The sequence below is a fragment of the Synechococcus sp. W4D4 genome (assembly GCF_047716805.1).
Taxonomy (GTDB): Bacteria; Cyanobacteriota; Cyanobacteriia; order PCC-6307; family Cyanobiaceae; genus Vulcanococcus.
Window position 1 is genome coordinate 1,279,952 of sequence record NZ_CP180404.1, and the last position, 21,229, is coordinate 1,301,180.

30 protein-coding genes are annotated in these 21,229 nt (G+C 63.1%); 12 read left to right on the forward strand and 18 right to left on the reverse strand.

Translation table 11 applies throughout. The features are described 5' to 3' along the window. Positions 1–18: 18 nt before the first annotated feature. The 7 genes from asnB to ACLM42_RS07075 form a co-directional block, all read right to left on the reverse strand. Complete coding sequence (gene asnB, locus ACLM42_RS07045) at positions 19–2,067, reverse strand: asparagine synthase (glutamine-hydrolyzing) (RefSeq protein ID WP_415398626.1); 2,049 nt, start codon at positions 2,065–2,067, stop codon at positions 19–21. Positions 2,068–2,079: 12 nt separating this feature from the next. Beyond that, a complete protein-coding gene (locus tag ACLM42_RS07050) occupies positions 2,080–3,198 on the reverse strand; it encodes an aspartate/ornithine carbamoyltransferase family protein (RefSeq protein ID WP_415398627.1) in 1,119 nt (372 codons plus the stop codon). A 189-nt stretch (positions 3,199–3,387) separates the two neighbouring features. Further along, on the reverse strand, positions 3,388–3,597 hold the full coding sequence (locus tag ACLM42_RS07055) for a hypothetical protein (RefSeq protein ID WP_415398628.1): 210 nt from the start codon (positions 3,595–3,597) through the stop codon (positions 3,388–3,390). 18 nt (positions 3,598–3,615) lie between these two features. Next, positions 3,616–5,055, reverse strand: coding sequence for a sodium:solute symporter family transporter (locus ACLM42_RS07060; RefSeq protein WP_415398629.1), 1,440 nt, complete (start codon positions 5,053–5,055; stop codon positions 3,616–3,618). Between the two features lie 3 nt (positions 5,056–5,058). Next, a complete protein-coding gene (locus ACLM42_RS07065; protein ID WP_256463414.1) occupies positions 5,059–5,184 on the reverse strand; it encodes a hypothetical protein in 126 nt (41 codons plus the stop codon). Continuing rightward, positions 5,184–6,035, reverse strand: coding sequence for an SAM-dependent methyltransferase (locus ACLM42_RS07070; RefSeq protein ID WP_415398630.1), 852 nt, complete (start codon positions 6,033–6,035; stop codon positions 5,184–5,186). The genes ACLM42_RS07065 and ACLM42_RS07070 overlap by 1 nt, the downstream gene beginning before the upstream one ends. Before the next feature lie 2 nt (positions 6,036–6,037). Continuing rightward, positions 6,038–6,910, reverse strand: coding sequence for a class I SAM-dependent methyltransferase (locus ACLM42_RS07075; RefSeq protein ID WP_415398631.1), 873 nt, complete (start codon positions 6,908–6,910; stop codon positions 6,038–6,040). Positions 6,911–7,195: 285 nt separating this feature from the next. On the opposite strand from ACLM42_RS07075, the gene ACLM42_RS07080 reads away from it, so the two are divergent. The 4 genes from ACLM42_RS07080 to ACLM42_RS07095 all read left to right on the forward strand — a co-directional run bounded on the left by ACLM42_RS07080 (position 7,196) and on the right by ACLM42_RS07095 (position 10,348). Beyond that, complete coding sequence (locus ACLM42_RS07080) at positions 7,196–8,302, forward strand: quaternary amine ABC transporter ATP-binding protein (RefSeq protein WP_415398632.1); 1,107 nt, start codon at positions 7,196–7,198, stop codon at positions 8,300–8,302. 11 nt (positions 8,303–8,313) lie between these two features. After that, positions 8,314–9,171: an ABC transporter permease gene (locus tag ACLM42_RS07085; RefSeq protein ID WP_415398633.1), complete on the forward strand. Its 858-nt coding sequence runs from the start codon at positions 8,314–8,316 to the stop codon at positions 9,169–9,171. A gap of 179 nt (positions 9,172–9,350) precedes the next feature. Then, entirely contained in the window at positions 9,351–10,142 is a 792-nt protein-coding gene (locus ACLM42_RS07090; RefSeq protein ID WP_415398634.1) for a glycine betaine ABC transporter substrate-binding protein, read from the forward strand. Between the two features lie 50 nt (positions 10,143–10,192). Then, the gene (locus ACLM42_RS07095) at positions 10,193–10,348 is read left to right on the forward strand and encodes a hypothetical protein (protein WP_415398635.1); all 156 of its coding nucleotides are present in this window, start codon (positions 10,193–10,195) and stop codon (positions 10,346–10,348) included. Here ACLM42_RS07095 and ACLM42_RS07100 read toward each other — a convergent pair. The 3 genes from ACLM42_RS07100 to ACLM42_RS07110 are packed head-to-tail and all read right to left on the reverse strand — an operon-like array spanning position 10,323 to position 12,663. Continuing rightward, positions 10,323–11,192 (reverse strand): MBL fold metallo-hydrolase, encoded by an 870-nt coding sequence (locus ACLM42_RS07100; protein ID WP_415398636.1) that lies wholly within the window; start codon positions 11,190–11,192, stop codon positions 10,323–10,325. The two genes, ACLM42_RS07095 and ACLM42_RS07100, sit on opposite strands and share 26 nt — an antisense overlap. After that, complete coding sequence (locus tag ACLM42_RS07105) at positions 11,192–12,235, reverse strand: methyltransferase domain-containing protein (protein WP_415398637.1); 1,044 nt, start codon at positions 12,233–12,235, stop codon at positions 11,192–11,194. Before ACLM42_RS07105 ends, ACLM42_RS07100 begins: the two co-directional genes overlap by 1 nt. A gap of 17 nt (positions 12,236–12,252) precedes the next feature. Further along, the gene (locus ACLM42_RS07110; RefSeq protein WP_415398638.1) at positions 12,253–12,663 is read right to left on the reverse strand and encodes a DCC1-like thiol-disulfide oxidoreductase family protein; all 411 of its coding nucleotides are present in this window, start codon (positions 12,661–12,663) and stop codon (positions 12,253–12,255) included. Positions 12,664–12,695: 32 nt separating this feature from the next. Between ACLM42_RS07110 and ACLM42_RS07115 the strand changes: the two genes are divergently transcribed. Next, positions 12,696–13,049 carry a hypothetical protein gene (locus ACLM42_RS07115; protein ID WP_247910608.1) on the forward strand — a complete coding sequence of 118 codons (354 nt, stop codon included), beginning with the start codon at positions 12,696–12,698 and terminating at the stop codon, positions 13,047–13,049. Further along, positions 13,046–13,612 carry a pyridoxamine 5'-phosphate oxidase family protein gene (locus tag ACLM42_RS07120; protein ID WP_415398639.1) on the forward strand — a complete coding sequence of 189 codons (567 nt, stop codon included), beginning with the start codon at positions 13,046–13,048 and terminating at the stop codon, positions 13,610–13,612. Before ACLM42_RS07115 ends, ACLM42_RS07120 begins: the two co-directional genes overlap by 4 nt. Here ACLM42_RS07120 and ACLM42_RS07125 read toward each other — a convergent pair. Genes ACLM42_RS07125 through ACLM42_RS07135 form a run of 3 tightly spaced genes read right to left on the reverse strand, consistent with a single transcriptional unit; the run spans position 13,602 to position 14,441 of the window. Beyond that, positions 13,602–14,009 (reverse strand): DUF1499 domain-containing protein, encoded by a 408-nt coding sequence (locus ACLM42_RS07125; RefSeq protein WP_415398640.1) that lies wholly within the window; start codon positions 14,007–14,009, stop codon positions 13,602–13,604. The genes ACLM42_RS07120 and ACLM42_RS07125 overlap by 11 nt on opposite strands. Then, positions 14,006–14,146 carry a hypothetical protein gene (locus ACLM42_RS07130; protein WP_415398641.1) on the reverse strand — a complete coding sequence of 47 codons (141 nt, stop codon included), beginning with the start codon at positions 14,144–14,146 and terminating at the stop codon, positions 14,006–14,008. The genes ACLM42_RS07125 and ACLM42_RS07130 overlap by 4 nt, the downstream gene beginning before the upstream one ends. A gap of 37 nt (positions 14,147–14,183) precedes the next feature. Then, the gene (locus ACLM42_RS07135) at positions 14,184–14,441 is read right to left on the reverse strand and encodes a ribbon-helix-helix domain-containing protein (RefSeq protein WP_247910604.1); all 258 of its coding nucleotides are present in this window, start codon (positions 14,439–14,441) and stop codon (positions 14,184–14,186) included. 318 nt (positions 14,442–14,759) lie between these two features. Here ACLM42_RS07135 and ACLM42_RS07140 point away from each other — a divergent pair, with 318 nt between their 5' ends. Genes ACLM42_RS07140 through ACLM42_RS07150 form a run of 3 tightly spaced genes read left to right on the forward strand, consistent with a single transcriptional unit; the run spans position 14,760 to position 16,225 of the window. After that, positions 14,760–15,443 (forward strand): AhpC/TSA family protein, encoded by a 684-nt coding sequence (locus ACLM42_RS07140; protein WP_415398642.1) that lies wholly within the window; start codon positions 14,760–14,762, stop codon positions 15,441–15,443. 7 nt (positions 15,444–15,450) lie between these two features. Then, positions 15,451–15,969: an HPP family protein gene (locus ACLM42_RS07145; protein WP_247910588.1), complete on the forward strand. Its 519-nt coding sequence runs from the start codon at positions 15,451–15,453 to the stop codon at positions 15,967–15,969. A 40-nt stretch (positions 15,970–16,009) separates the two neighbouring features. Then, positions 16,010–16,225: a Nif11-like leader peptide family natural product precursor gene (locus tag ACLM42_RS07150; RefSeq protein ID WP_415398643.1), complete on the forward strand. Its 216-nt coding sequence runs from the start codon at positions 16,010–16,012 to the stop codon at positions 16,223–16,225. A gap of 4 nt (positions 16,226–16,229) precedes the next feature. On the opposite strand, the gene ACLM42_RS07155 is transcribed toward ACLM42_RS07150, so the two are convergent. Genes ACLM42_RS07155 through ACLM42_RS07165 form a run of 3 tightly spaced genes read right to left on the reverse strand, consistent with a single transcriptional unit; the run spans position 16,230 to position 17,435 of the window. Continuing rightward, positions 16,230–16,619 (reverse strand): hypothetical protein, encoded by a 390-nt coding sequence (locus tag ACLM42_RS07155; RefSeq protein WP_415398644.1) that lies wholly within the window; start codon positions 16,617–16,619, stop codon positions 16,230–16,232. A 37-nt stretch (positions 16,620–16,656) separates the two neighbouring features. Then, positions 16,657–16,920 carry a hypothetical protein gene (locus ACLM42_RS07160; RefSeq protein ID WP_415398645.1) on the reverse strand — a complete coding sequence of 88 codons (264 nt, stop codon included), beginning with the start codon at positions 16,918–16,920 and terminating at the stop codon, positions 16,657–16,659. A 14-nt stretch (positions 16,921–16,934) separates the two neighbouring features. After that, the gene (locus ACLM42_RS07165; RefSeq protein WP_415398646.1) at positions 16,935–17,435 is read right to left on the reverse strand and encodes a hypothetical protein; all 501 of its coding nucleotides are present in this window, start codon (positions 17,433–17,435) and stop codon (positions 16,935–16,937) included. A 47-nt stretch (positions 17,436–17,482) separates the two neighbouring features. Between ACLM42_RS07165 and ACLM42_RS07170 the strand changes: the two genes are divergently transcribed. After that, positions 17,483–18,682 (forward strand): NAD(P)-binding protein, encoded by a 1,200-nt coding sequence (locus ACLM42_RS07170; protein ID WP_415398647.1) that lies wholly within the window; start codon positions 17,483–17,485, stop codon positions 18,680–18,682. 3 nt (positions 18,683–18,685) lie between these two features. Here the strand turns inward: ACLM42_RS07170 and ACLM42_RS07175 are convergent, their stop codons facing one another. Then, positions 18,686–18,946 (reverse strand): hypothetical protein, encoded by a 261-nt coding sequence (locus ACLM42_RS07175; protein ID WP_247910582.1) that lies wholly within the window; start codon positions 18,944–18,946, stop codon positions 18,686–18,688. Positions 18,947–19,052: 106 nt separating this feature from the next. After that, positions 19,053–19,391: an ArsR/SmtB family transcription factor gene (locus ACLM42_RS07180; RefSeq protein WP_415398648.1), complete on the reverse strand. Its 339-nt coding sequence runs from the start codon at positions 19,389–19,391 to the stop codon at positions 19,053–19,055. Between the two features lie 44 nt (positions 19,392–19,435). Between ACLM42_RS07180 and ACLM42_RS07185 the strand changes: the two genes are divergently transcribed. Further along, the gene (locus tag ACLM42_RS07185; protein ID WP_415398649.1) at positions 19,436–20,041 is read left to right on the forward strand and encodes a class I SAM-dependent methyltransferase; all 606 of its coding nucleotides are present in this window, start codon (positions 19,436–19,438) and stop codon (positions 20,039–20,041) included. Between the two features lie 49 nt (positions 20,042–20,090). After that, the gene (locus ACLM42_RS07190; protein WP_415398650.1) at positions 20,091–21,212 is read left to right on the forward strand and encodes an MBL fold metallo-hydrolase; all 1,122 of its coding nucleotides are present in this window, start codon (positions 20,091–20,093) and stop codon (positions 21,210–21,212) included. The last annotated feature ends 17 nt before the right edge of the window (positions 21,213–21,229 follow it).

Consider the following 21,229-nt stretch of genomic DNA (forward strand, 5'->3'; position numbering starts at 1 on the left):
ACCGTTACGGGATGAACGTCAGCAAACGACCGCAGCCTCCTGAGCTGGGTGCCAGCCGAGGGCATCGGCCTTGGCCCGGGCCTGGGCCGGCACATCCGCGGCAATGAACATCCGGTGCAGCATCTGCACCCCGAGAAGGTGGTTGATCATTGCGTCCATCTGTACCCGGTCGGCATCGGTCGTCGACGGGTCGTCATGGCGGGCGAAGAGGGCCCGAACACCCTCGACGCTGAGTAGTCCCGCGGCCTCGATCGCCTCATCGCTGAGGTAGTCATTGGCCAACTGCTTCATCTGCTCCCACTTCTCGGGCTCGGTGTGGGCCGGCGGAGCCATGAAGGCGAATTTTTCGCGTTTGTAGAGCACCTCCGGCAGCAAGCCGGCCATGGCTTCGCGCAGGACGTACTTCTCCGTCTTGCCCTTGATCCGTAACTCCGGCGGCACCTGAACCGCCGCCGCGGCGAGGTGGTGATCCAAGAAAGCCGGACGGGCCTCCATGGAGTTGGCCATGTCCACCCGGTCACCGCCCCAGGTCAGGATTTGGCCCTCCAACATCGTCTTGATCCAGACGTACTGGGCCTTGTCGAGGGCATGGCGTCCCTCCAGTTGTTCGGGATCCAGGGTCTTGGCGATGGCCTTGCCCGGGGAATAGCCGCTGAGGGCCTGGCGATGGGCGTCCGCCAGCAGGGCCGGCACCAGCGGCGCACAGGCCAACCACGGTTGGAGACAACTGGGGGTGAAACCCACAACCGCATCGAGGTCCGGATCATCCACTTGATCCGCCGCCAACATCGCCCCCTGCACCAGAGCATTGGACTGCTGCAGCAGGCCTTCCCAGACTTTGCGCTCCTGCTCAGGCAGGTCCTGCAGACCATGCAGAAACATGTCGCGGCGGAACGCCGGATAGCCACCAAAGAGCTCATCGGAGCCCTCCCCGGTCATCACCACCTTGTAGTTGACCTGGTTGACGTGGCGGCTCATCAGGAATTTCGCCACCGCCAAGGTGTTGTAGATCGTGCGCTCGGTGTGCCAGAGGGTGCGCTCCATCCAGCCGTAGAGCTCCTTGCCCGACAGACGCATGACGTCCTGCTCGGCCGCAGTGGCCTCGGCCATCTCCCTAGCAATCGGCGACTCGTCGTAGCGGGCGTCGTCAAAACCAATGGTGAAGGCCTTCACCGGGCTCTGGCTCACGGCGGCGGCCAGCCCGAGGATGGAGCAACTGTCGATGCCCCCGGAGAGGTAGCAACCCACCGGCACATCGGCGACCATCCGCAGCTCCACTGCTTCCAGCAGCGCCGCGCGAATCGCCTCAATGTGATCGGCCTCGCTCTTGCTGCTGTCCCGCTCGCCCTGGCGCGGGAAGTCCATATCCCAGTACTTCCACGTCTCGACCTGGAGACTGCCGTTCTGGCGGCGCACGCTGATGCCGTGGCCAGGCGGCACCTGGTGAATCCCTTCAAAGGCCGTGGTCCCGGGGACCATCGTTTGCATCAACTGGTGGAAGAGCCCTTCCGAGGTGAAGCGGCGCTCCACCGCCGGATGGGCAAACAGCACCTTCAACTCGGAGCCGAAGACCAAGCCCTGGGGTGTCATCGTCCAGTACTGGGGCTTGATGCCGAAGCGATCCCGGACCAGATGCAAAACATCACCGGCTTCGTCGTAGATCGCGAAGGCGAACTCACCCCGGAGTTGAGGCAGGGTCGCCTTTAAACCCTGCTGTTGATAGAGGCGCAGCAGGATCTCGGAATCGCTCTTGCTGCTGAAGCGAACGCCGCGGGCCGTCAGATCGGCGCGAATCCGCTGAAAGTCATAGAACTCGCCGTTGTGGGCCATCAAGACCCGCGCTCCCGACCCCGGCTCTCCGCTCAGGAACGGTTGGCGCGCCCTGGTCTCGTTGAGATCAATGATCGAGAGGCGGGCGTGGCAAAAGCCCACCCCAGCTGCATCGAGCGTGCGATAGCCAAAGCCGTCAGGACCGCGATGCTCCTGGATCGCCGCCATGTTGACCAGAAGCTGCGGATCAACGGGTTGGTCCGCCCTAGTGCTGAAGACACCGCCAATTCCACACATGCGCGTACCTCCTCAGATCACATCCATGACCCGGTTGGTGCGGCCCACCATGCAGGTGAGCAGCGCCATCCGCAAAAAGACCGCTCCCCGGGCCTGACTGAAGTACCAGTTGTGGGGGGTGTCATCGAGGCAGGTGCTGAGCTCCGGCCCTCGAGCCAGGGGATGCAGAACGATGGCGTCTGGCTTGTAGGGCAGATCCCGAGTCAGCCGGAAGGCATTGCCGTGCACCTCGTAGCTATCGCCCACCCAGGCGATGGCATTGATGTAGATGACATCCAGCCCTGGGATCTCGGCCTGCAGGTCACCGGTCCAGCGCACCTTCAGCCCCGCCTGCTGCAGCTCCTCCAGTTGCCCGGGATCAAACAACTCATCGGTAGCGTTCTTGGCCGGGTCGTGGATGAGGACCAACTCCTCCACCATCTGCGGGAATTTGGAGAGGATCCGCAGGAGCGATCGCACCGTGCGCATTCGGCTGGGGATGCCAACCACGCCAATACGCGCCCGCTGATCAGCGGGGACCTCAGGGGCCGCCAAGGCCGGACGCCACTTGAGAATCGTGTAAAGGTCGGCCATGGCCTGGGTGGGATGTTCATCAATCCCATTACCAGCGTTGATGATCGGGATCCGCAGGGTGTCGGTCATCGAATAGATGGCCTGGGAGTCGTTGTCCCGCAGAACGATGCAATCGCCGTAGTTGTTGAACATGTGGGCGACGTCTTCTAAGGACTCCCCCTTTGCCAACCCGGTGGTAGCCCGGTCGGTGATGTTGATCGAGTCACCGCCGAGCCGGTGCCAGGCGCTGTCAAAGGACAAGCGCGTGCGGGTACTGGGCTCGTAGAACGCGTTGATCAGGATCTTTCCCTTCAGCGGCGTGTTGTGGGCCGTGTAGCGGTCGGGATTGCTCTCGAACTTGGCCGCCAAACGAAACAGTTGCAGCAGGGTCTCGGGCTGGAAGGGCTGGATCGAGATCACGTGCTGACCCACCAGGTCCTGGAGTGCCTCGCCGTCCTCTTGAATCGCCCCCAACAGCGCCTGGGGTGAGGCCGCGCCGAACACATCCGGACCCATGGGCTCAAAACGCAGGGATGCGTCGACGCCGGCGCTCGTCGTGAGGGAAGAGAGTGTCGTCATAGCGATTAGGGGACCCAGGCCCACTGCCGCAAAGCAGCACAGCGGAGTTGGTCGCACTGAGTCTCAATCCAAAATCCACCCTGCCACATCACTTTCTTCAAATTCAAGAGGCTCAAAACGGAGGCCTTTTGTGTAGCGATTACTACGCAATTAAGGGTTGAGTTGCAGCCGGAGGTCAAAAGGAAGGTGCTACCAAACATCACCGCGCCTCCACTCTTTCCACCAAATGATCAACAGGATCAGCACCGAGAGGGCCAGGCCCACAACACTTCCGTAGACGAGCAACTGCAGCAAGGGCAAATCCGCAAGCCAGCGCGGTGGCACGCTCGAGTCGCCGGCCCTGGCAACGGGCAACAGGAAGGCCAACACGGCAAGGGAGAGGGCCCAGCTGGTTGTCATCCGGAACCGTTCCATGGCCTATCCCTCCTTCAGTGTGAGCCAGTTGAAGCGCTCGGGCTGCAGCTGGGTCCCCACAGCCATCACCACTGCTGAAACCGCTGCAGAGAGCAAAGCCGCGCAGTAGGGAGCGATCAGGAAATAGGCACCCAAACCCACGGCGCTGCCAGAGACCATCGCGGCAATGGCGGCCCAACGGTTCGCGCTGGGCCAATACAGGCCGTAGGCCACTGGCCAAATCGTGGAGGCCACGAGGGCACCCGTGAAGAACAGCACCGACGCCAAAGAATCAAGCCGCGGCCAGGACAGGAGCAAGGTCAACAGCCCCAGGCCCAAGACCACCATGCGCGTGGCCTGCCGTAACTGGGCATCACTCAAGTTGGGATTCAGCAGCTTGAAGACCACGTCTTCGGCCACCAAATCCGCCGTCGAAGCCAGCAGGGAATCCAAGGTGGAGGTCAACGAGGCAAAGACCACCACAAAGACCAAGGCCGCACCCCCTGCCCCCAAGAGCTGAGAGGCCACCACCGGAAAGAGCATGTTCACCTGGGGCAGTTCCACCGACTGGGCCAAGGCCACCAGGCCAATGGAGCCGGTCACCAGCGGCACCGTCATCCAGGCCAATCCGCCCAGCACAAATGACGTGAAGACGACGGAGGCGCGACTGGAGAAAACCCGCGACCACCAGATGTTGTTGTGAAAGACCTCGCCCATGGAGAAAAGGGCGGAGTTCCAAGCGATCAATAAACCCGCCGGCAAGAGCAAATTCAGTCGCTCCGGGTGTTCCGCCGCCAAGGCGCGATGGAGCTCAGAAACCGGGAACTGCTGCAGCGCCAGCAGGGCGACCAAGACCAGCAGCCCCATGATCAATAGGGATTGAATGAAGTCGGTTCCCACCACAGCGCGCATGCCGCCATAGAGGGTGTAGATCGTGGAAACGCCAATCACCAGAACCATCCCCAGGCGGTAGTCGAAACCCGAGAGGGCCTCCAGCAGAATCCCGGCCCCCATCGCCTGGGTCATCAGGAAGCCCAGGGTGTAGATCGCGGTGATCACCATGAAGACCCACCAGGCCGCGCGGCCGTAGCGCAGACGAATGAAATCGCCGCTGGTACGCCCCTTGGGCATCAGGGTTTTGATCCGCAGGGCCAACGGCGCGAACAGGACCAAGCCCAGACCGGCCAGGGCGTAACTGAACATCCCCCAGAGGCCGTTCCGGTAACCAAACTCCGGCGCCAACAAGGTGGTGTTGCCGGTCACCCAGGAGGCCATCAAGGTGGCCGTGCTCAGGGCCAAACCGATGTTGCGGCCGGCCAGCATGTAGTCATCGGCATCACCTGAACCACGCCGTCCCCAGGAGACCCCGAGGGCAATCCAGAGCACCGAAAAGATGACCACCAGGGCCCAGGCAATACCTGGGGCCAAGAAGGGCTGAACCGCAAAAGTGAGGCCGGAAGTCATCACTTATCCCTGCCCCCAGGGATCACGGCCGCGCCAATGCAGATGGCCCTGAATCACCATCACGGTGGTGGCCAAGGTGACGACACCGCCCACCACAAAAATCACCACCGCGCCGGCGAAGGACTCCATCAGGCCTCCTGCAGGGGCTTGCGGAAGCGCATCAGCCCCCAACTCAGGCGTCCCTGGCGTCCCCCTTCAATCCAATGGCCCAAGCCAGCGGCCATGCGCTGGAGGTACTCCGGGCTGATCTTGGTCTGTAACTCCTGCTCACGGCGCAGGAGCTCCTCGCGGACGCGGCTGTAATGGCGAATCAACATCGCCGTCTGGTCCTGCCAGACCTCCCGAACCAAGCCGGCCTGACTGGCCCAGGCCCGATAGCGATCCGGTGAGCCCATGTCGGGCAGGTGAATGCGGGCGAGGATCGCGCTGAGGGAACCGGTCTCCACCCCATCGGCGGCCATCGGATCCGTGAGGACCATCACCCCGCCTGGCTTCAACAACCGCGCCGCCTCCTGCAGCACCTGCTGACGGTTGCCGGAATGCAGGATCGCATCCTGACTCCAAACCACATCGGCACAGCCCGAGGGCAGGGGGACGTCCTCAAAGGACGCGTCGTGCACCTGAATTTGGTCCTGCAATCCGGCGCTCTGGTTGAGCAGGCGATGCCTGGCGTTTTCAACGGCCGAGATGTTGATCGCTTCGACATGCGCCCCGAACTCCTTGACGAGACGCCGGGCAGCACCGCCATATCCCGAACCCAAATCAACAACCGTGGCCCCGCTCGGGAGGGTACCGATCAGCTCGATTAAGGCGTTGACCGTGCGCTGACTGGCCGGAGCGATGGCTTCGGCCTCCGAGGCATAGAGGCCGATGTGAATGTCTTCGCCGCCCCAAACCTCTTCATAGAAACGATCGGCATCGGCGCTGTCGTAATAGTCCGAAGCCGTGCGCTCTGCGGCGGAGAAATGCGTCTGAGTCATGACTAGATCACCGTCGTATCGCCATCGATCTCGTAGGCCTTATGGGCGACATGGGCGTAGAAGTCGGGATCGTCCTTACTGCGCTGATAGTCCCCATAGCTAGTGATCTTTTGGAAGCCAACCTCCCGCATCAACCGGCGCACATAGCCATAGCGAAGTGGAAACATATTCAGGTGGAAGGTGCTTCCATCACTGAAGGCATAGCGAAAGCGCGCTAAGCCCTCATCGACACAGTCTGGACTCACGGATACATCTTCTCCGCAATACACAGTTCCCTTCCCCTGCTTCACCGCCGCACCACCTTCTAAGAGGCGGTCATAGTTGCGGTGATCAAGAATCAAGAGACCGTTATGTTTCAAGACGGCGTAGTACTCAGCCAGAGATTTACGACGATCTTTTTCGCGAAAGAGATGGGTGAACGAGTTACCCAGACAAATCACCGCATCAAAGGTTCCGTGAATATCACGGTTCAAAAAGCGCCAATCGGCCTGAGCTGTCCTCAACAACTGATTGCGGTCACGGGCATTGCGAAAAGCCCTGGCCAACATGTTGGGACTCCCGTCGGCACTGACCACGTCAAACCCCTCCTGAAGGAGCCGAATCGAGTGAAAGCCTGTTCCAGTAGCGACATCGAGCACTGACTTTGCGCCGTGCTCGCGAAGGATGCGGATATAAAAGTCACCTTCAGCCTGCGCTCTGGCCTCCCAATCAATCAGCCGATCCCAACGATCAGCGAATTGCTCGATGTATTCCTGTTGATAGTGATCGGTCTCACGAACAGCTTCAGGGACCGCACCGAAACGCTGTTCATCCTTCGCTCCAACGAACTTTGGCCGATGGGCCGCCGAGGTCTTGATGCGAGGGGATGTTGTCATTCAAACCAGGGGAGCAACTGACAGGCGCAGACCGTTCAGAGCTCAGCAAGAGGGCTGGGGGATCACCTCAAACGAGGCCTCCGGACACACTTCACGAAGCCATGAAGTGAGCCATGGCCGCAACCTATCGATGAGCTCCAGGGCTGTCAGCGCAAACAGCGGCGTATGACAGATCGACGGTGTAGTGCTGTCGCCGACATCAAAGTGAGCAAAGGCCATCCGAGCAAATATTTGAACTTGCTAAAGACCTGAGTTCTTGCGTCATTCCTGTTGCACTGCCAATGCATGGCTAGCGTTTCCGAAGTGCGTCGGAGAACCGTGTCTTCAGCGATCACGCTCGACGCCCTCTCCAAACGCTTTCCAGGCCAGTCCGATGCCGCCGTCAAGCAGGTATCCCTGGCAATTCAACCGGGCGAGATTTTTGTCGTCATGGGCCTCTCGGGCTCAGGCAAATCGACCTTGTTGCGGATGATTAACGGACTGATCGAACCCAGCTCGGGCTCGGTCGAAGTCCGCGGTCAAAACCTCTCCAAGCTCTCGAAGAGAGAACTGAACCACCTGCGCCGGCAAGCCATGGCCATGGTGTTCCAGTCGTTCGCCCTCTTCCCCCAGCGAAGCGTTCTCGACAATGCGGCCTTTGGACTTGAAGTCGCAGGCCTGCCAAAGGCCAAGCGGCTCGCTCCGGCCAGAAGGGCGCTTGAGCGCGTGGGTCTAGGACATCAGCTCAACCAGAAACCGGCGCAACTCTCCGGGGGCATGCAACAACGGGTGGGATTGGCCCGGGCCCTCGCACTCGATCCCCCCATCCTGTTGATGGATGAGGCCTTCTCCGCCCTGGATCCCCTCATCCGCAGGGATATGCAGGACCTGCTGCTGGACCTGCAAGCCGAACATCGACGCACGGTGGTCTTCATCTCCCATGACCTCGATGAGGCGATTCGCCTTGGCGATCGAATCGCCCTGATGCAATCAGGACAGGTGCTCCAATGCGGCACTCCCCTGGAGCTGCTCACGGCTCCGGTCAGCCCCGAGGTCCGAGCCTTTTTCAAGGGCGTCGACCGGGGGGCCGTGCTGAACCTCGAGCACATCCTCGAGCCCTGCCCAGAGAGCATGGTCCTGCCTGGGGGTGCAGCTCCCGCCGCCACGGCCCATCAGCGACTGTGTTTTGGGCTGAACCAAGCGGGGCAATTCCTTGGGGTCATAAGCCCCCAGGACGGCTGGATCCAAGCCGATGCTGCAGGAGCGCTGGATTCCAAGCTGCTCGTGAACGCAGCCATCGCGGCGGTCGCCCGCAGCCCCTGGCCAACACCCGTTCTTGATCGCGACAGACGGCTGCTGGGTGTCGTAACGCCTCGGCGCCTGCTGGAGACCCTGCGGGAGAGCGAGCAATGAGCCTCCCCTTGATGCCTCTCTTCGCGAGCCTTGAGCAGGCCGGACCCTTGGGCCAGAGCGTCGATGCTGCCGTGGAGTGGTTGCTTGACCATGGCCAGGGCTTTTTTGCCGTTGTTCAACAGGGCATCCAGGCGCTGGCGATCGGACTGGACAGGGTGCTGGCACTCCCCGCGCCATGGTTGTTTGCACTGGGTGTTGCCCTCGCGGGATGGCGCCTGGTCAGTGGCGGGTTTGCCCTCTTCAGCCTCTTGGGCTTGAACCTGGTCTTGGCCCTTGGGCTGTGGGAGCCCATGGTGGAAACCCTGGCCCTGGTGCTGGCCTCTTCCCTTTTGGCCCTTCTACTGGGATTTCCCCTCGGTGTTCTGGGAACCCGTCAGCCCTGGATCTGGCGACTGCTCCGGCCTGGGCTGGACCTCATGCAGACCATGCCGGCCTTTGTCTATTTGATTCCGGCGGTGATGCTCTTCAGCACGGGAGCCGTACCCGCGATCATCGCCACCTTGATCTTCGCAATGCCTCCGGTCGTCCGGCTAACCCACCTTGGGATTCGCCAGGTGCCGGCGGATTTGGTGGAGGCGGGCCGCTCCTTTGGCTGCACGGATCTTCAACTGCTCTGGATGGTGCAGCTCCCGAACGCTTTGCCCACCGTGATGAGCGGTGTCAACCAGACGATCATGTTGGCCCTCTCGATGGTGGTGATCACCTCGATGATTGGCGGAGGCGGCTTGGGCGATGTGGTGCTCAGGGGCATCCAGCAACTGGATGTTGGGCTCGGGTTTGAAGGCGGAATCGCAGTTGTGATTTTGGCTGTGATCTTGGATCGCTTGAGTCAGGGGCTCTCCCCCAGCAGTCAAAGGAGAGGCCGATGAGTGACGCACCACGGCTGAGGCGGCGAGCCGCGCTCGTCGCAGGCATGGGGATCGCCGGATTATCCCTGGCCAGCATGATTCAGTTGAGCCGACGCCCAGGCAGTCCCGGATCCGAACCAAGCGGGACGCTGCTTGATCGCACAGCGCAGAAAACGGGAACCGGAGCGAAACGTCGGCCATTGCGCCTGGGTTGGTCGCCCTGGGCGGATGCCGAGGTGATCAGCTTGATGGCCAAACAGCTGATCGAAACACACCTGGATTGGCCGGTTGAGCGGGTGCTAGCCGACATCGGCATCCAATATGCCTCCGTTGCCCGAGGCGATCTGGATTTGATGTTGATGGCCTGGTTGCCCTTGACCCATGAGGACTACTGGAAGCGGGTCCGAGAACGGGTCCTGGACCTCGGTCCGATGTACTCCGGTCGCTTGGGCTGGGTGGTCCCCGACTACGTCGACTCGAACATCGTCAACAGCATCACCGACCTGCGCCAGCCCTCGGTGGCCGCGCGTTTCAAGAACCAGGTCCAGGGAATTGATCCTGGATCAGGTTTGAATCAACTCTCCCAAGTCGCCTTAAAGGACTACGGCTTAGCGGACATGCGCCTGGTGGCATCAAGCAGTGCAGCCATGACCGCCGTGCTGGACCAGGCGATCCGTGATCAGCGTTGGGTGATTGTCACCAGCTGGACGCCCCACTGGATGTTTGCCCGCTACAAGCTGCGCTTTCTGGAGGATCCCCAACGGGCCTTTGGGGGGACGGAGTGGATCCACGCCATCGCCCGCCAAGACCTGAGTGCCATCGCTCCTTCAGTGACGGACTTCCTGACGCGCTTCCGGATCCCCGATTCGGAGTTAGCAGAGATCCTCCTGCAAGCCCATCAAGGAACAGCCCAAGCCGCGGTCGATTCCTACCTCCAGCGCCATCCCGAACGGGTCCGTTACTGGGTCAGCGGAGAGATCGATCCCCGCTAAGGAGCCGCGGACCGGTAGAAGGGAACCTCATGCAACGCAGCAAGTAGACCGTGGCCAAAAGCAAAGCCAAAGCCAAAGCACCAGCCCCCAAGCCCGCTAAAGCTGAGCCCTCGGCCATGCGCATCAAGCTTCAGATCGCTGGGGCCGTCTTCGTACCGATGCTGGCCTTGGGACTGTGGCTCAACAGCAAGGGCTTCTTCGGTTAAACGCCAAGGTCTGCTCTAAGGCCGACCGCCACTCCCCCGGCGCAAACGAGTGGGCATGGCCGTGGCCTGGAAGGAGCCAGGCCACATCCAGCTCCTGCAAGCGTTCCACCGAGCGGAGCTGCTCCTGGAAATCCCACCAGCAGTAACGCTCCGAAGCGACAACGACCGCTTGCGCCGGACGCCACCAGAGGTGATCACCGCTGAAGAGCACCTGCCGGCTCTCACCCAGCAGGACGGCCATGGATCCCGCCGTGTGCCCGGGGCAGGGGATCAACTGCATCGGCCCATCGAGGGCCACGGCCGTGAGACCGCTGACCTGATGCTCAGCCCCTGGAGCGGCATCGGCATCGGCCTGGTGAATCCAACGACTGCAGCCAAAGGCCTTGGCCCAGCGCTGGTGATCGGCCACGTCGTCGCGGTGGGTCAACACCATGGTTTGAAGGCCGCCCAACGCGGAGATGCGCCGAGCCAAGGGGGCACTCCAGCGGGGCGAGTCGATCAGGACATTGCCTTCGGGCCGGACCACCAGCCAACTGCTGGCACCAAAACTGCGGCGCGACGCCCAGCCGCAGTAGTACACGTCACCAGCCGCGTGGCGGGTGACCAGGGCAGGGAAGCCATCGATGGGGGTTTGCTGGCGCAGCTCCGCGGTCGTGCCGATGGCCGCCACCGGACAGGCCTGCAGCGCCAGCAGGGCCTGGCGCGTTTCCACCGCTCCCTCGGGCTGGCGAATGACCTGGGAGCGACTGCCTGTGGGGGCGAAGTGCTGCGGATCGAATTGCCAACAGGTGCCGCAATCGATGCAGCGGTGGTTGACGGTAAAGGGACCCGGCGCGTTGGCCATCAGCAGCAGCTGGCGGCCGCCCCGGTCGCAGAACGGTCCTGATCAAAGGGAATGGCTGAACCGCAGCCTTCAAACAGGCCGTAGTGACGCTCGAAATCGCCCATGAACTGGAAGTGGGGGGCGAAGCGGGTCTGCTGCAGCATCCGATAGGTATTGCCGCAGACCGGGAACACCTTCCCGACTTCGATGCTGTGGTGCTTGTCGAACTCCAGCCGCGTGGGCGCTTGGTCGATGGAGCCCAGGTAGATGACGGCCTGACCGTGGTCTTCGCAGGCATCCTCCAGTTCAGGGATGTTGAAGAGCCGGTAGGTCGCGGAATAGAAGCGGGCCTCACCCACCAGGGCCGCCAGTTGGGGCTCGGTGATCTCAAGTGGACGGTCGCTGACCAGGCGCGGGTCCGTGAAAGCCGCCCCGCGGGCCATCCGCAGGAAATCATTCCAATAGAGCGCCCCACCCAGACATTCGCCGTAGAGCACCGGATGGCGCTGAACGGACTCAGGCAAACGTCGATCGACGTAGACGTCTGAAAAGTAGAACTCGCCGCCGGGCTTGAGCAGCCGCTGAATACCCCGGAGGACCGCCGGCTTGTCGGTGGAGAGGTTCAGGACGCATTTGCTGACGATGACATCAAAGCTTCCGGGCTCCAGATCCAGCTCCTCCAGTCGCTCGATCTGGCCCTCGAGGAAGCGGACATTGGCATAGCCAAATTGATCGGCGTGGAACGGGAGATACTCCCGAGCCACCGCCAACTGTTCAGGGGTCATATCCACCCCGACCACCTCACCGGAGGTCCCCACCAACTGCGAGAGCAGATAGACATCGCGGCCACTGCCGCTGCCGAGGTCCAGAACGCGGCAGCCCTCCAGCAGCGGCGGGCAGACCAAACCGCAGCCGTAATAGCGGCTACTCACCTCAGGATGGACCCGGCTTAGCAGGGGCTTGAGCCAGTCCGGGACCGCATCGGCATCGCAGCAGGCACTGGTCTTGAGATCAGCGGTGCTCTGCAGTTCCTTGCCGTAATAGGCCTGAACGACGTCTTGCATGCCTGGGCAGTGGGCGCTCACTGACCGTAGGGCCGGCGACGATCCTCATCTGGGGATTGATCGGGATCCTCAGGCAGACCTTTCCATTGCAGGGCCTGCCGCCGAGCCCAGAGCAAAAGGGGATAGAGACGCCGGGCCTGGGGCGGTGCAGCGAAGAGCTGACGCAGCAGGGCCAACAGGGGATCGCTCGGACGCAGACGGCTGCAGAGTTGAGCGATTGCCTCGGCCCCATGCCAGGCCTGATTGCCCTCGAGCAGCACGGCCCCCCGGGCCAGATCCAATCCCCGCTGCTTCAGCTCGGCCCGCAGGGCGTGATCGCCTCGCCCATCGCGAATGACCAGATCCGGAAGCCCACCCACCAGCTCGCTACGCAACGCGAAGTGCCGGCAAAACGGACAACCGCCGTCGTACACCAGGGTCAGGCTCATTGCGCCATCCTGATGACCGCTCTGCCCCTGCCGTGACCACGTTGCTCAACCTGGGATTGGCGCTGCTGCTCTTGCTTCTCCCGTACCCCGCGATCGCCGCGCAGTACGTCTGCGAGGGGGATCCACTCACCGCAGAGGTCCACCAAGGGGCCGTCGATGCAACCGAGATTCCCAACACAGTTGGCGGAACCGTCCCCGGGGCCTTTGTGGTGATCGCCTGGCGCGGCGTCAGTCTGCAACTCCCTCGCACCAACAACGCCGGAGCTCCGAGCTACACCGATGGGCACTGGTGGTGGCAGGCCGCAGATCCAGAACGCCCGGACTTTGCTGAACGGAAGCGCGGTGGCGGTGAGATCGCCCGATACCGATGTGAAGCCGCCGCATGATTGAAGCGCTGCCCCCCTGGAGGGCACTTCTGCGGGGAGCCCGCCAGCGGGAAGGACGGTCGCCCCAGGCCCGCTGGCTGCAGCTGGCCACCCTTGGGAGCGATGGAGCACCACGGGTGCGCACCTTGGTCTTCCGCGGCTGGGGCGGCCCATCCCAGCTGGACCTCCTAACGGATCGCCGCAGCGAGAAAAGCGCTGAACTCGCCCACGAACCCAGGGTCGAGCTCTGCTGGCTTCTGCCGAAAGCGAAATCACAATTTCGGCTCAGAGGCCATCGCCTGGCCCTGGGCGCCGAGACCGATCAACGCGCCCGGGATCAGCACTGGCAGCAACTCCAACCCGGCGCCCGCAGCCTCTGGGGCTGGCCCCAACCTGGGGCACCCTTTGATCCGCTGGGACCGTTTCCTGAGGCCCTCAGCGACGAGGTCCCGCAGCCAGAGAGTTTTGAACTCGTGCGGATCCAGGTGGAGCAGGTGGAGCTCTTGGAGCTCAAGGGCCATCCCCACCAGCGACGCCGCTGGCGTCTGGAGCAGGACTGGAGCGAGGAGCGACTTAATCCCTGAGCTGATCCGCCAGAGCCTTCAGACGGCCGGCATTCACCCCCAGGTCGGAATCCCCCAAGCGCGACACCGAGCGAGCCTGAAGCACCCCACGACTGGAGTCGGCATAGAGCTCAAGATCGTCGACGAAACCGAACAGAGCGCTGCTGGCCGTCGCATGCAAGTAGCCATTGCCCTGCTCAACGATCTCGGTCCGAGGTGTGGCTGCAACAACAGGCACCAAGGACTTCAGTGCAGCCTGCGGATCAGCCACCGTCCAATCCACCCGGGCGCAATGGGCCGGACTGGCACAGGGGGAAAGCGAGCCGTTCTGCACCCCTAGATCCGCAGGAACCGGTCCGACCACGTGAAACAGACCCAGGGTGAGCACCAGCAGGACCTGGGAGAACAGAGCGGTCATGGATTCGAGGGGGAAGCGACTGGGGGCTGGGCAGGGAGGGACTCTTCAATCCCCACATCAATCTCAGCAATCCAGAGCAGCAGGCTCCCGATGCAGGCCAGCGCTGCGATCAACAGCAGCCAACGTTGACGACGCATGTCCAGGTCTCCCCTGCTGGCCATTGTGGTGGATCCGTCAGCCGGCCTTCTTCTCAGCGAGGGATTCATCCCGATACCAAGCGGTGAATCGCTGGCTCTCGTCCTCCAGGCGATCCTTCAGTTTTCGTCCCTGGCGGAGTTTCTCTTCGGCCTCGATCACCGCCAACTCCAACTGGACAGCCGCCCAACTCGCAACCGATCGACGATCCTCCTCAGCCAAGGCCGCGAGGCGCCCGTATAAGTCGGGGGGAAGACTGACCGAAACACGCTTGGCCCGTTCGGGTTGTGGAGACATCTGGGGCTTTGCGGCCACGCCGAACCCAGTCTGCAGCGGGAACAAATACCCATGGCGCTGGGGCAGGTCGCGTTCGTAGGAAAGAACTGCGCTTCTGACGAAGAGACGCACCTCCGCCGGTCAGCCGACCAGCGGAGTTTTTTATGACTCCGCCTGGTTCGTCACGGCACAAAAAAAATCGTGGTCAATCGCCAGGGTTGATGGCATCAATGGATTGAGGCTGCTCTCTTCGTCAGACGCGCCTCAACCGGGGCGAGGTGCATCTCGCCCCACCCATCAGCGAGGCTGAGGGGACGTTCAGGCGATCGCCTCCGACCCATGCACGCGCCCGACGTCCTCCTGGACTCCCTCCGCTCGATCCCTGGGATGGAGTCCGGTTCCAAGCGGCTGGTGATCCTGATGACCCAGCTGGGGGATTTCGATTCGCTCGAATACGCCCAGGCCCTGGCGCCGGCCCTGCCCAAGCTGGAGCAGGCGGGAATCAAGACCCTGGCGATTGGCATTGGCGATGCAGCAGGAGCCGAGCGGTTCTGCCAATTCACCGGCTTTCCCCGGAACAACCTCAAGGTGGAGGCTGAACCCAGGTTGCACCGCGGTCTTGGGCTCTACGCCGGCCTACAGACCCCAGGCGGCCCCTGGCCTGGATTGCTCTTGATGTGTGCCGGCATTGGTTCCCCGGGAACCTTGAACGAGGTCTTTCGTGGTTACACGGGCGACCGCACAGCGCCGCAACGGTTTGACAGTCCCCTGTTCCGACTGGCGGGTGGCGACGGATTCCAGCGGCCCTTTGAGCTGGCCACCGTCCGCCTGCGGAACATGACCGAGGTGCTGGGGAAGTGGCGGACCTATGTCCCCCAGGACGACTTCATCACCCAGCGCGGCGCTACTTACCTGCTGGACGCTGACGACGCTCTGCTGTATCAGCACCTGGATCGGGGAATGCTGGGTTTCTCCGCAACCATGAATCGACCGCTGTCTTTCCTGGACCCTTATCTGGGCTGAAGACGAGATGGTCTGGAAGCGAATCCAGTCAGAACGTCAACGGGGACGGGACTATCAACCTCGCTTCCAGCAGCGCCAGGTCATCGGTTCCTGGCTGGGGGCCCTGCTGGCGATCACAGCCCTGGGCTTGATCAGTCTCTGGAGCAACTACCCGCTGGTCGTAGCACCCTTCGGCGCCTCCACCGTGCTGCTCTTTGGCCACCCCTCCAGTCCCCTGGCTCAACCGCGGAATGTGGTGCTGGGAAACACCCTGGCCGCCGTGGTCAGCGTCAGCTGCGTCATGGCCCTTGGTGATGGCCCTTGGGTCATGGGTCTGGCCGTGGCCCTGACCATTGCCCTGGGGCAAGTGCTGCGTTGCCTCCATCCACCGGCGGGGGCCGTGGCCTTGCTGGGGGTCCTGCTCAAGGCTCAACCCAGCTTCATCTGGATGCCCGTGCTAAGTGGCTCGCTGGTAATGATGCTGATCGCCGTGGCCTACAGCCGCCTCCAGCCGGGTGCTGAGCACTACCCCCATCACTGGCTCTGAGGCTCTGGGAGACTGGTGCGCCCGTCGGCCCGGCCCTGCCATGTCGCTCGATCAACTGAAGGCTTTCCTGGCACGCGTCCAGGCCGATGAATCCCTGAAGCAGCAGGTCCTGGCAGCCGCCACCGCCGATGACGTCGCCCAGATCGGACTGAAGCTGGGCTTTGAGTTCTCCGGCGATGAACTGCTGCGGGTCTCTGGCAAGACATTCGACCGGGTCACCGTCCTGAAGAACGACATGCCCGGCGAATACAACTGAACGCCTACCCCAACGCCTGATAGGCCAGGGGCTGGCGGTGCTCCATGGTCAGCGACCACAGTCCACTGCCTAGGTGGTTCAAGGCAGCAATCAAAGCCGCGGTGTCGCCGTCACTCAGCCACTGGGCCTTCAGGGCCGGCAGCTGATCTTGCAGTGACTCAATGGGAACGGTGACCATCAACAGACTCTGCTCACCGGCAGCGCGGCGCAGGCTGCCCTGGTCGCTGCGCTGCCAGATGCGAACCAACAAATCCAAGGCCTGTTGGCGCCCCACCTCGCCCGGATCAGAGCCTGCCGGCAAGGCCTCACGCAGGGACTTTCCCTGCAAGGGCATCGCCCTCTGTCCTCCTTGCTCCAGCAACGCCAGGACGATCAAATAGGGGGCATCGGCCATCGATAAGCACTCGCGCTAACACCCCCACCCTGACCGGTCAGAGGAACCCCTGGGAAGCCGGGGTGCGTTGCTGAGGAACAGGCTGGCGGGGGTTCCAGGCGGCAAACAGTGCGGCCAAAGCAACCAAGGCAATCAAGCCAACACGCCAGGGTTGACGGGTCATCCCGGAGAGCCTGGGCATCGGACCCCGGCCCCGCTGGGCAACCCCATCGAGGGGAGTGCCGCAGCGGCCGCAGACCATCCGGCCTCCCAAGCTCCGATCGGATTTCACCGACCAACTCCCGCAGCGGGGGCACCCCATCGCCCATCCAGCGCTCAACTCCGCCCATCTTGGCGAGAGAGCCGCCATTGGGCGAGACCGCCCCCACGCCCCCGGGCCGCCAGCCAACCGGACGAATCACGGCAGATCAAGGCAAAAAAGGGCATCCGCTGGGGAGACGGAGCAGGCAGCGCACGCCCCCACCACTGCCGGCCGGCGACGCGTAATCCCATGCGCAGGAACTGGAACTCCAGCAGGGGGCGTCGCCCCGTCAGTGTTCCTGGACCCTCGAAAAACAGTTCGACCCCGCCCAGCCGCACGCTGTTGCGCAGTTGCAGGTCCCCGCCCTGCTCCCGGATCTCCAACTGCGCCGCCAGGCCCCGCAACAGAACACCGGAGAACTGGGCCGCCTGGCGCTTCCCCTTGGGCCAGACCTGCTCCAACTGCCAGCAGCCCAGCAGGTCCGCCGCCTGGAGGCCCGTTCCCTGCGCTCGAACGCGCCCCTCCTCGTCCAGCAAAGCCGCGGCCGTGATGGATTGATCCGCCCCTTCCGCCACGACAGCCCAAGCAAAGACCCAGCATGGTCAAGTTCTGCTCCATCCCGTTGCCCTCTGCCACCCCGCACGCTGATCTCGCCATCGTTGGCGCAGGGGTGTCGGGTTGTGCGCTTGCGGCATCGCTGCGTAGCCGTGGCTGGCGCGGTTCCATCGAACTGCTGGAGATCGGCCGGGGGCCCGGGGGGCGTGCCGCGACCCGCTATTCCCGCCAGGACCCAGACCTGCGGATCAACCATGGGGCGCCGCTCTTCAACATTCGAGCCCAGACCCCTCCTCGCCTGCTGAACGCACTCGCGCAACGTGCTGCGATCAGCCCCTTCCGCGGACCCATTCGGAGCCTGGATGCAGAGCGGACACTGGGCTCTGCGATTGAGGATGGATTCAGCGACGGCACGCTCTGGCAGGGCCATGGAGCGATGGATCAGCTCTGTGCACAGCTGCTGGAGCTGGCCATGGAACAGGGCGGATCACTCCGCAGACGCTTTGGAACGCTGGTACGCCACCTGAGGCCCGAGCGCTTGGATGCCGCTCTGAGTTGGACCCTGCAAGACGACGCGGGAGGGGCCTTGGTGAAGGCCCGCTGGCTTGTGCTGAGCGGCACCCTCCTGGCCCATCCCCGTAGTCAGCAGGTTTTTGGCTGGGACGATATCCCGCTTGAGCAAGCAGCCCGGAGTTTGGCTGACCCCGAGCTAGAAGCGGCCCAAGCCCAGCTGGCCTCGATCGACGCCCAAGCCAGCTGCAACCTGCTGGTGACCCTTCCCCAGGAGGCCGCCAGCGCCTGGCTTGCGCTTCCTTGGCGACTACTGCAATGCACCCCAACCGCACAGGAGCGTTGGGGACTGCGCCGGATCAGCGTTCAACCGCTTGCCGATGGGCGCTGTGCGGTTGTGGCGGAATCCAGTCCCGCCTTTGCCGCAGACCATCTCGATATCTACGGCTCACGCTCATCGGCGGCCCAACTGCTGCGGGCCAAACCCGGTCCCTCCGCCGAAACCCGTGTGCTGGATGCCCTTGCCCAGGCCCTCACGGATCTGACTGAACTGCCGCTCGAAGGAGCCGCAAGACAACTGATGCGTTGGGGAGCCGCCTTCCCCATCGCTCCAGGCCTGGACCCCAGCCACCGGGTCTGCCCTGCCAGCGCCATCGGTTTCTGCGGCGACAACCTGTCAGGTGACGGCTTTGGCCGGATCGAGGGGGCGCTCAGCAGCGCTGAGGCATTAGCCGAAGAACTGCTTGAGAAGCTCTAGGCCTCAGGCCGCCACGGACGAGCGGCGCTGAGCTGACGGCACCGGCATGGTCAAGTGACGCTTGGCCCGCCAAACCGACTGGGCCGCATCAAAGAGGGTGTTCTGCACGTCCCAGACGAACCGCTGAACCCGAACCTGGGACTCCCGGCGCTGAGGCAGGAGGTCGGAGAAGGCCGCCGCATGGCAGAGATCGACAAGCATCGCCACTTCTTCGCGGCTCATCGTGATCTGGACGCTGTCCTCAGACCGGTGCGTGACCTGCATCGCCCCCTTTACCGAAGAAGACCAACCTACGCCGATTACCGCCGATCAAACAAAAATCAAGGGGCGCTTAAGCATTGAGAACAGGACGCGCAAGCTCAATCCGCCCTTAGGCCGATTGAAGCTGATCCAGCTGGGCCTGAAGCCTTTGCCTGAGCCTGTTCTGAACCAAGGAACAGAGGTCATCCACCAAATCGCCATCCGCCTGCCAGATCGTGCGCGTCCCCTCGCGCTCACAGCGAACCAAGCCAGCCCGCTGCAGCTGACCAAGCTGCCGGCTGATGTGGGACTGGGAAAACCCCGTGGCCTCGATCAATGAGGCGACATCGGTTGGACCCAGCTTGAGGTGACAGAGCAGCTGCAGGCGAGCCGGCTCGCTCAGAAGCCGAAAAAACTGACTGAACTCCTCCAGCAACCCCTGGGAGGGCATTGCGCCCGAGGCACCCATCGCAATGCTGTATGACGATAGACGCATTATGCCTGACCTCGTCAATGGATCAGGAGTTCTGGGATCAGCGCTTCCGCGAGAGCCACTACGCCTACGGAACCCAGCCCAACGACTTCCTCAGAGCCAAGGCGGCAGCTCTCCCCCCTGGGGATGCCCTCTGCCTGGCTGAAGGGGGTGGTCGCAACGCGGTTCATCTGGCCCAACAGGGGCATCGCGTGACCGCCCAAGACCTCAGCCCGATCGGCCTGGAGAAAGCCCAACAGCTTGCACAGAAAAAAGGAGTAACACTCCTCTGCAGCTGCGGAGATCTGCGGGACTTCACCCCCGAAGCCGAAAGCGTCGATCTCGTTGTCGCCATCTGGATGCACCTCGAGCCGGAACTGCGCGCCCTGGTTCACAGGCGCGCAGCTGACGCCCTGAAGCCCGGCGGGCACCTGATCCTCGAGGCCTACAACCCAGGCCAGCTTCAGCACGGAACCGGCGGACCACCCAACCCGGAGCTGCTCATCACAGCGGCGCAACTCCAAGAGGAACTCCAAGGGCTGACCTGGCTCGAACTACAGGAAACCGAACGCTGGATCGAAGAAGGCCCCCTCCACCAAGGCCAGAGCGCCGTCGTCCAAGCCTTCGGCCAGAAGCAGGCAACGTGACCACAAAGGCTTTATGCGCTTATAGTCATACAAGACTGAAGAGGGGCTCATGGTCTCCATCGCGCCATCCCCGATCGCGCTCCTGGATGCAGCAGGCGGGCACCCCCTGCTGCATCGCCAACTGTTCGATGCGACGACAGGGACCTACACCTACTTACTGGCCGATGTCGCCTCCGGGCAGGGCGTGCTCATCGACTCCGTGTTTGAACAACACGACCGGGATCTCTCCTTGATTCGAGAGCTGGGCATCGAGCTGGTCGCCACCCTGGATACCCATGCCCACGCGGATCACGTCACCGGCAGCTGGCTCATGCAGCAAGCCACCGGCTGCGCCATCGGCCTGGCCAAAGCCACCCGAGCCAAGAACGTCACCCTCCCCCTTCAGCACGGGGATCAGGTGAGCTTTGGCGGTCGGCACCTGGACGTGCGCAGCACCCCTGGCCACACCGATGGATGCATCACCTACGTCCTCGACGACCAGTCGGCGGCCTTCACCGGCGACGCCCTGCTGGTTCGAGGCTGCGGTCGCTGCGACTTCCAGCAGGGAGACCCCCATACCCTCTGGCGTTCGATCACCGAGCAGATCTTCAGCCTGCCCAACAGCTGCCTGCTCTACCCCGGCCACGACTACACCGGCCGCACGCTCTCCTCGGTCGCCGAGGAGAAAGCCTTCAACGCACGCCTAGGTGGGGGAGCCGATGAACGGGACTTCGTTGGCCACATGACCAACATGAAGCTCCCCCATCCGGGCCAGATCGCCATCGCCCTCCCCGGGAATATGCGCTCGGGCCAGCCGCCAGGGGAGCAGCCCGTTCAGCACTGGGCCCCGATTCAGCGCAGCTTTGCTGGGTTACCCGAGCTCCTCCCCAGCTGGCTGGCTGAACACAGCAGCGAGGTCACCGTTCTCGATGTCCGCTCTGAGGACGAAGTGGACGGGCCGGATGGCCGGATCGAAACCAGCCTCAACATCCCGCTGCCGGAGCTGGAGCAGCGCCAGGGGGAGCTGCCCTGCGAGCGCCCCCTCGTCGTGGTCTGCCATGCGGGGAGTCGCTCAGCCCTGGCGACCCAACAGCTCCTGAAGGCCGGCTTCGAGCGGGTCGCCAATCTCCGCGGCGGCCTCCTGTGCTGGAGCGACGAGGGCTACCCGCTCATTGGCTCCATCAACCACTGAATCGCCATTCGCACCAC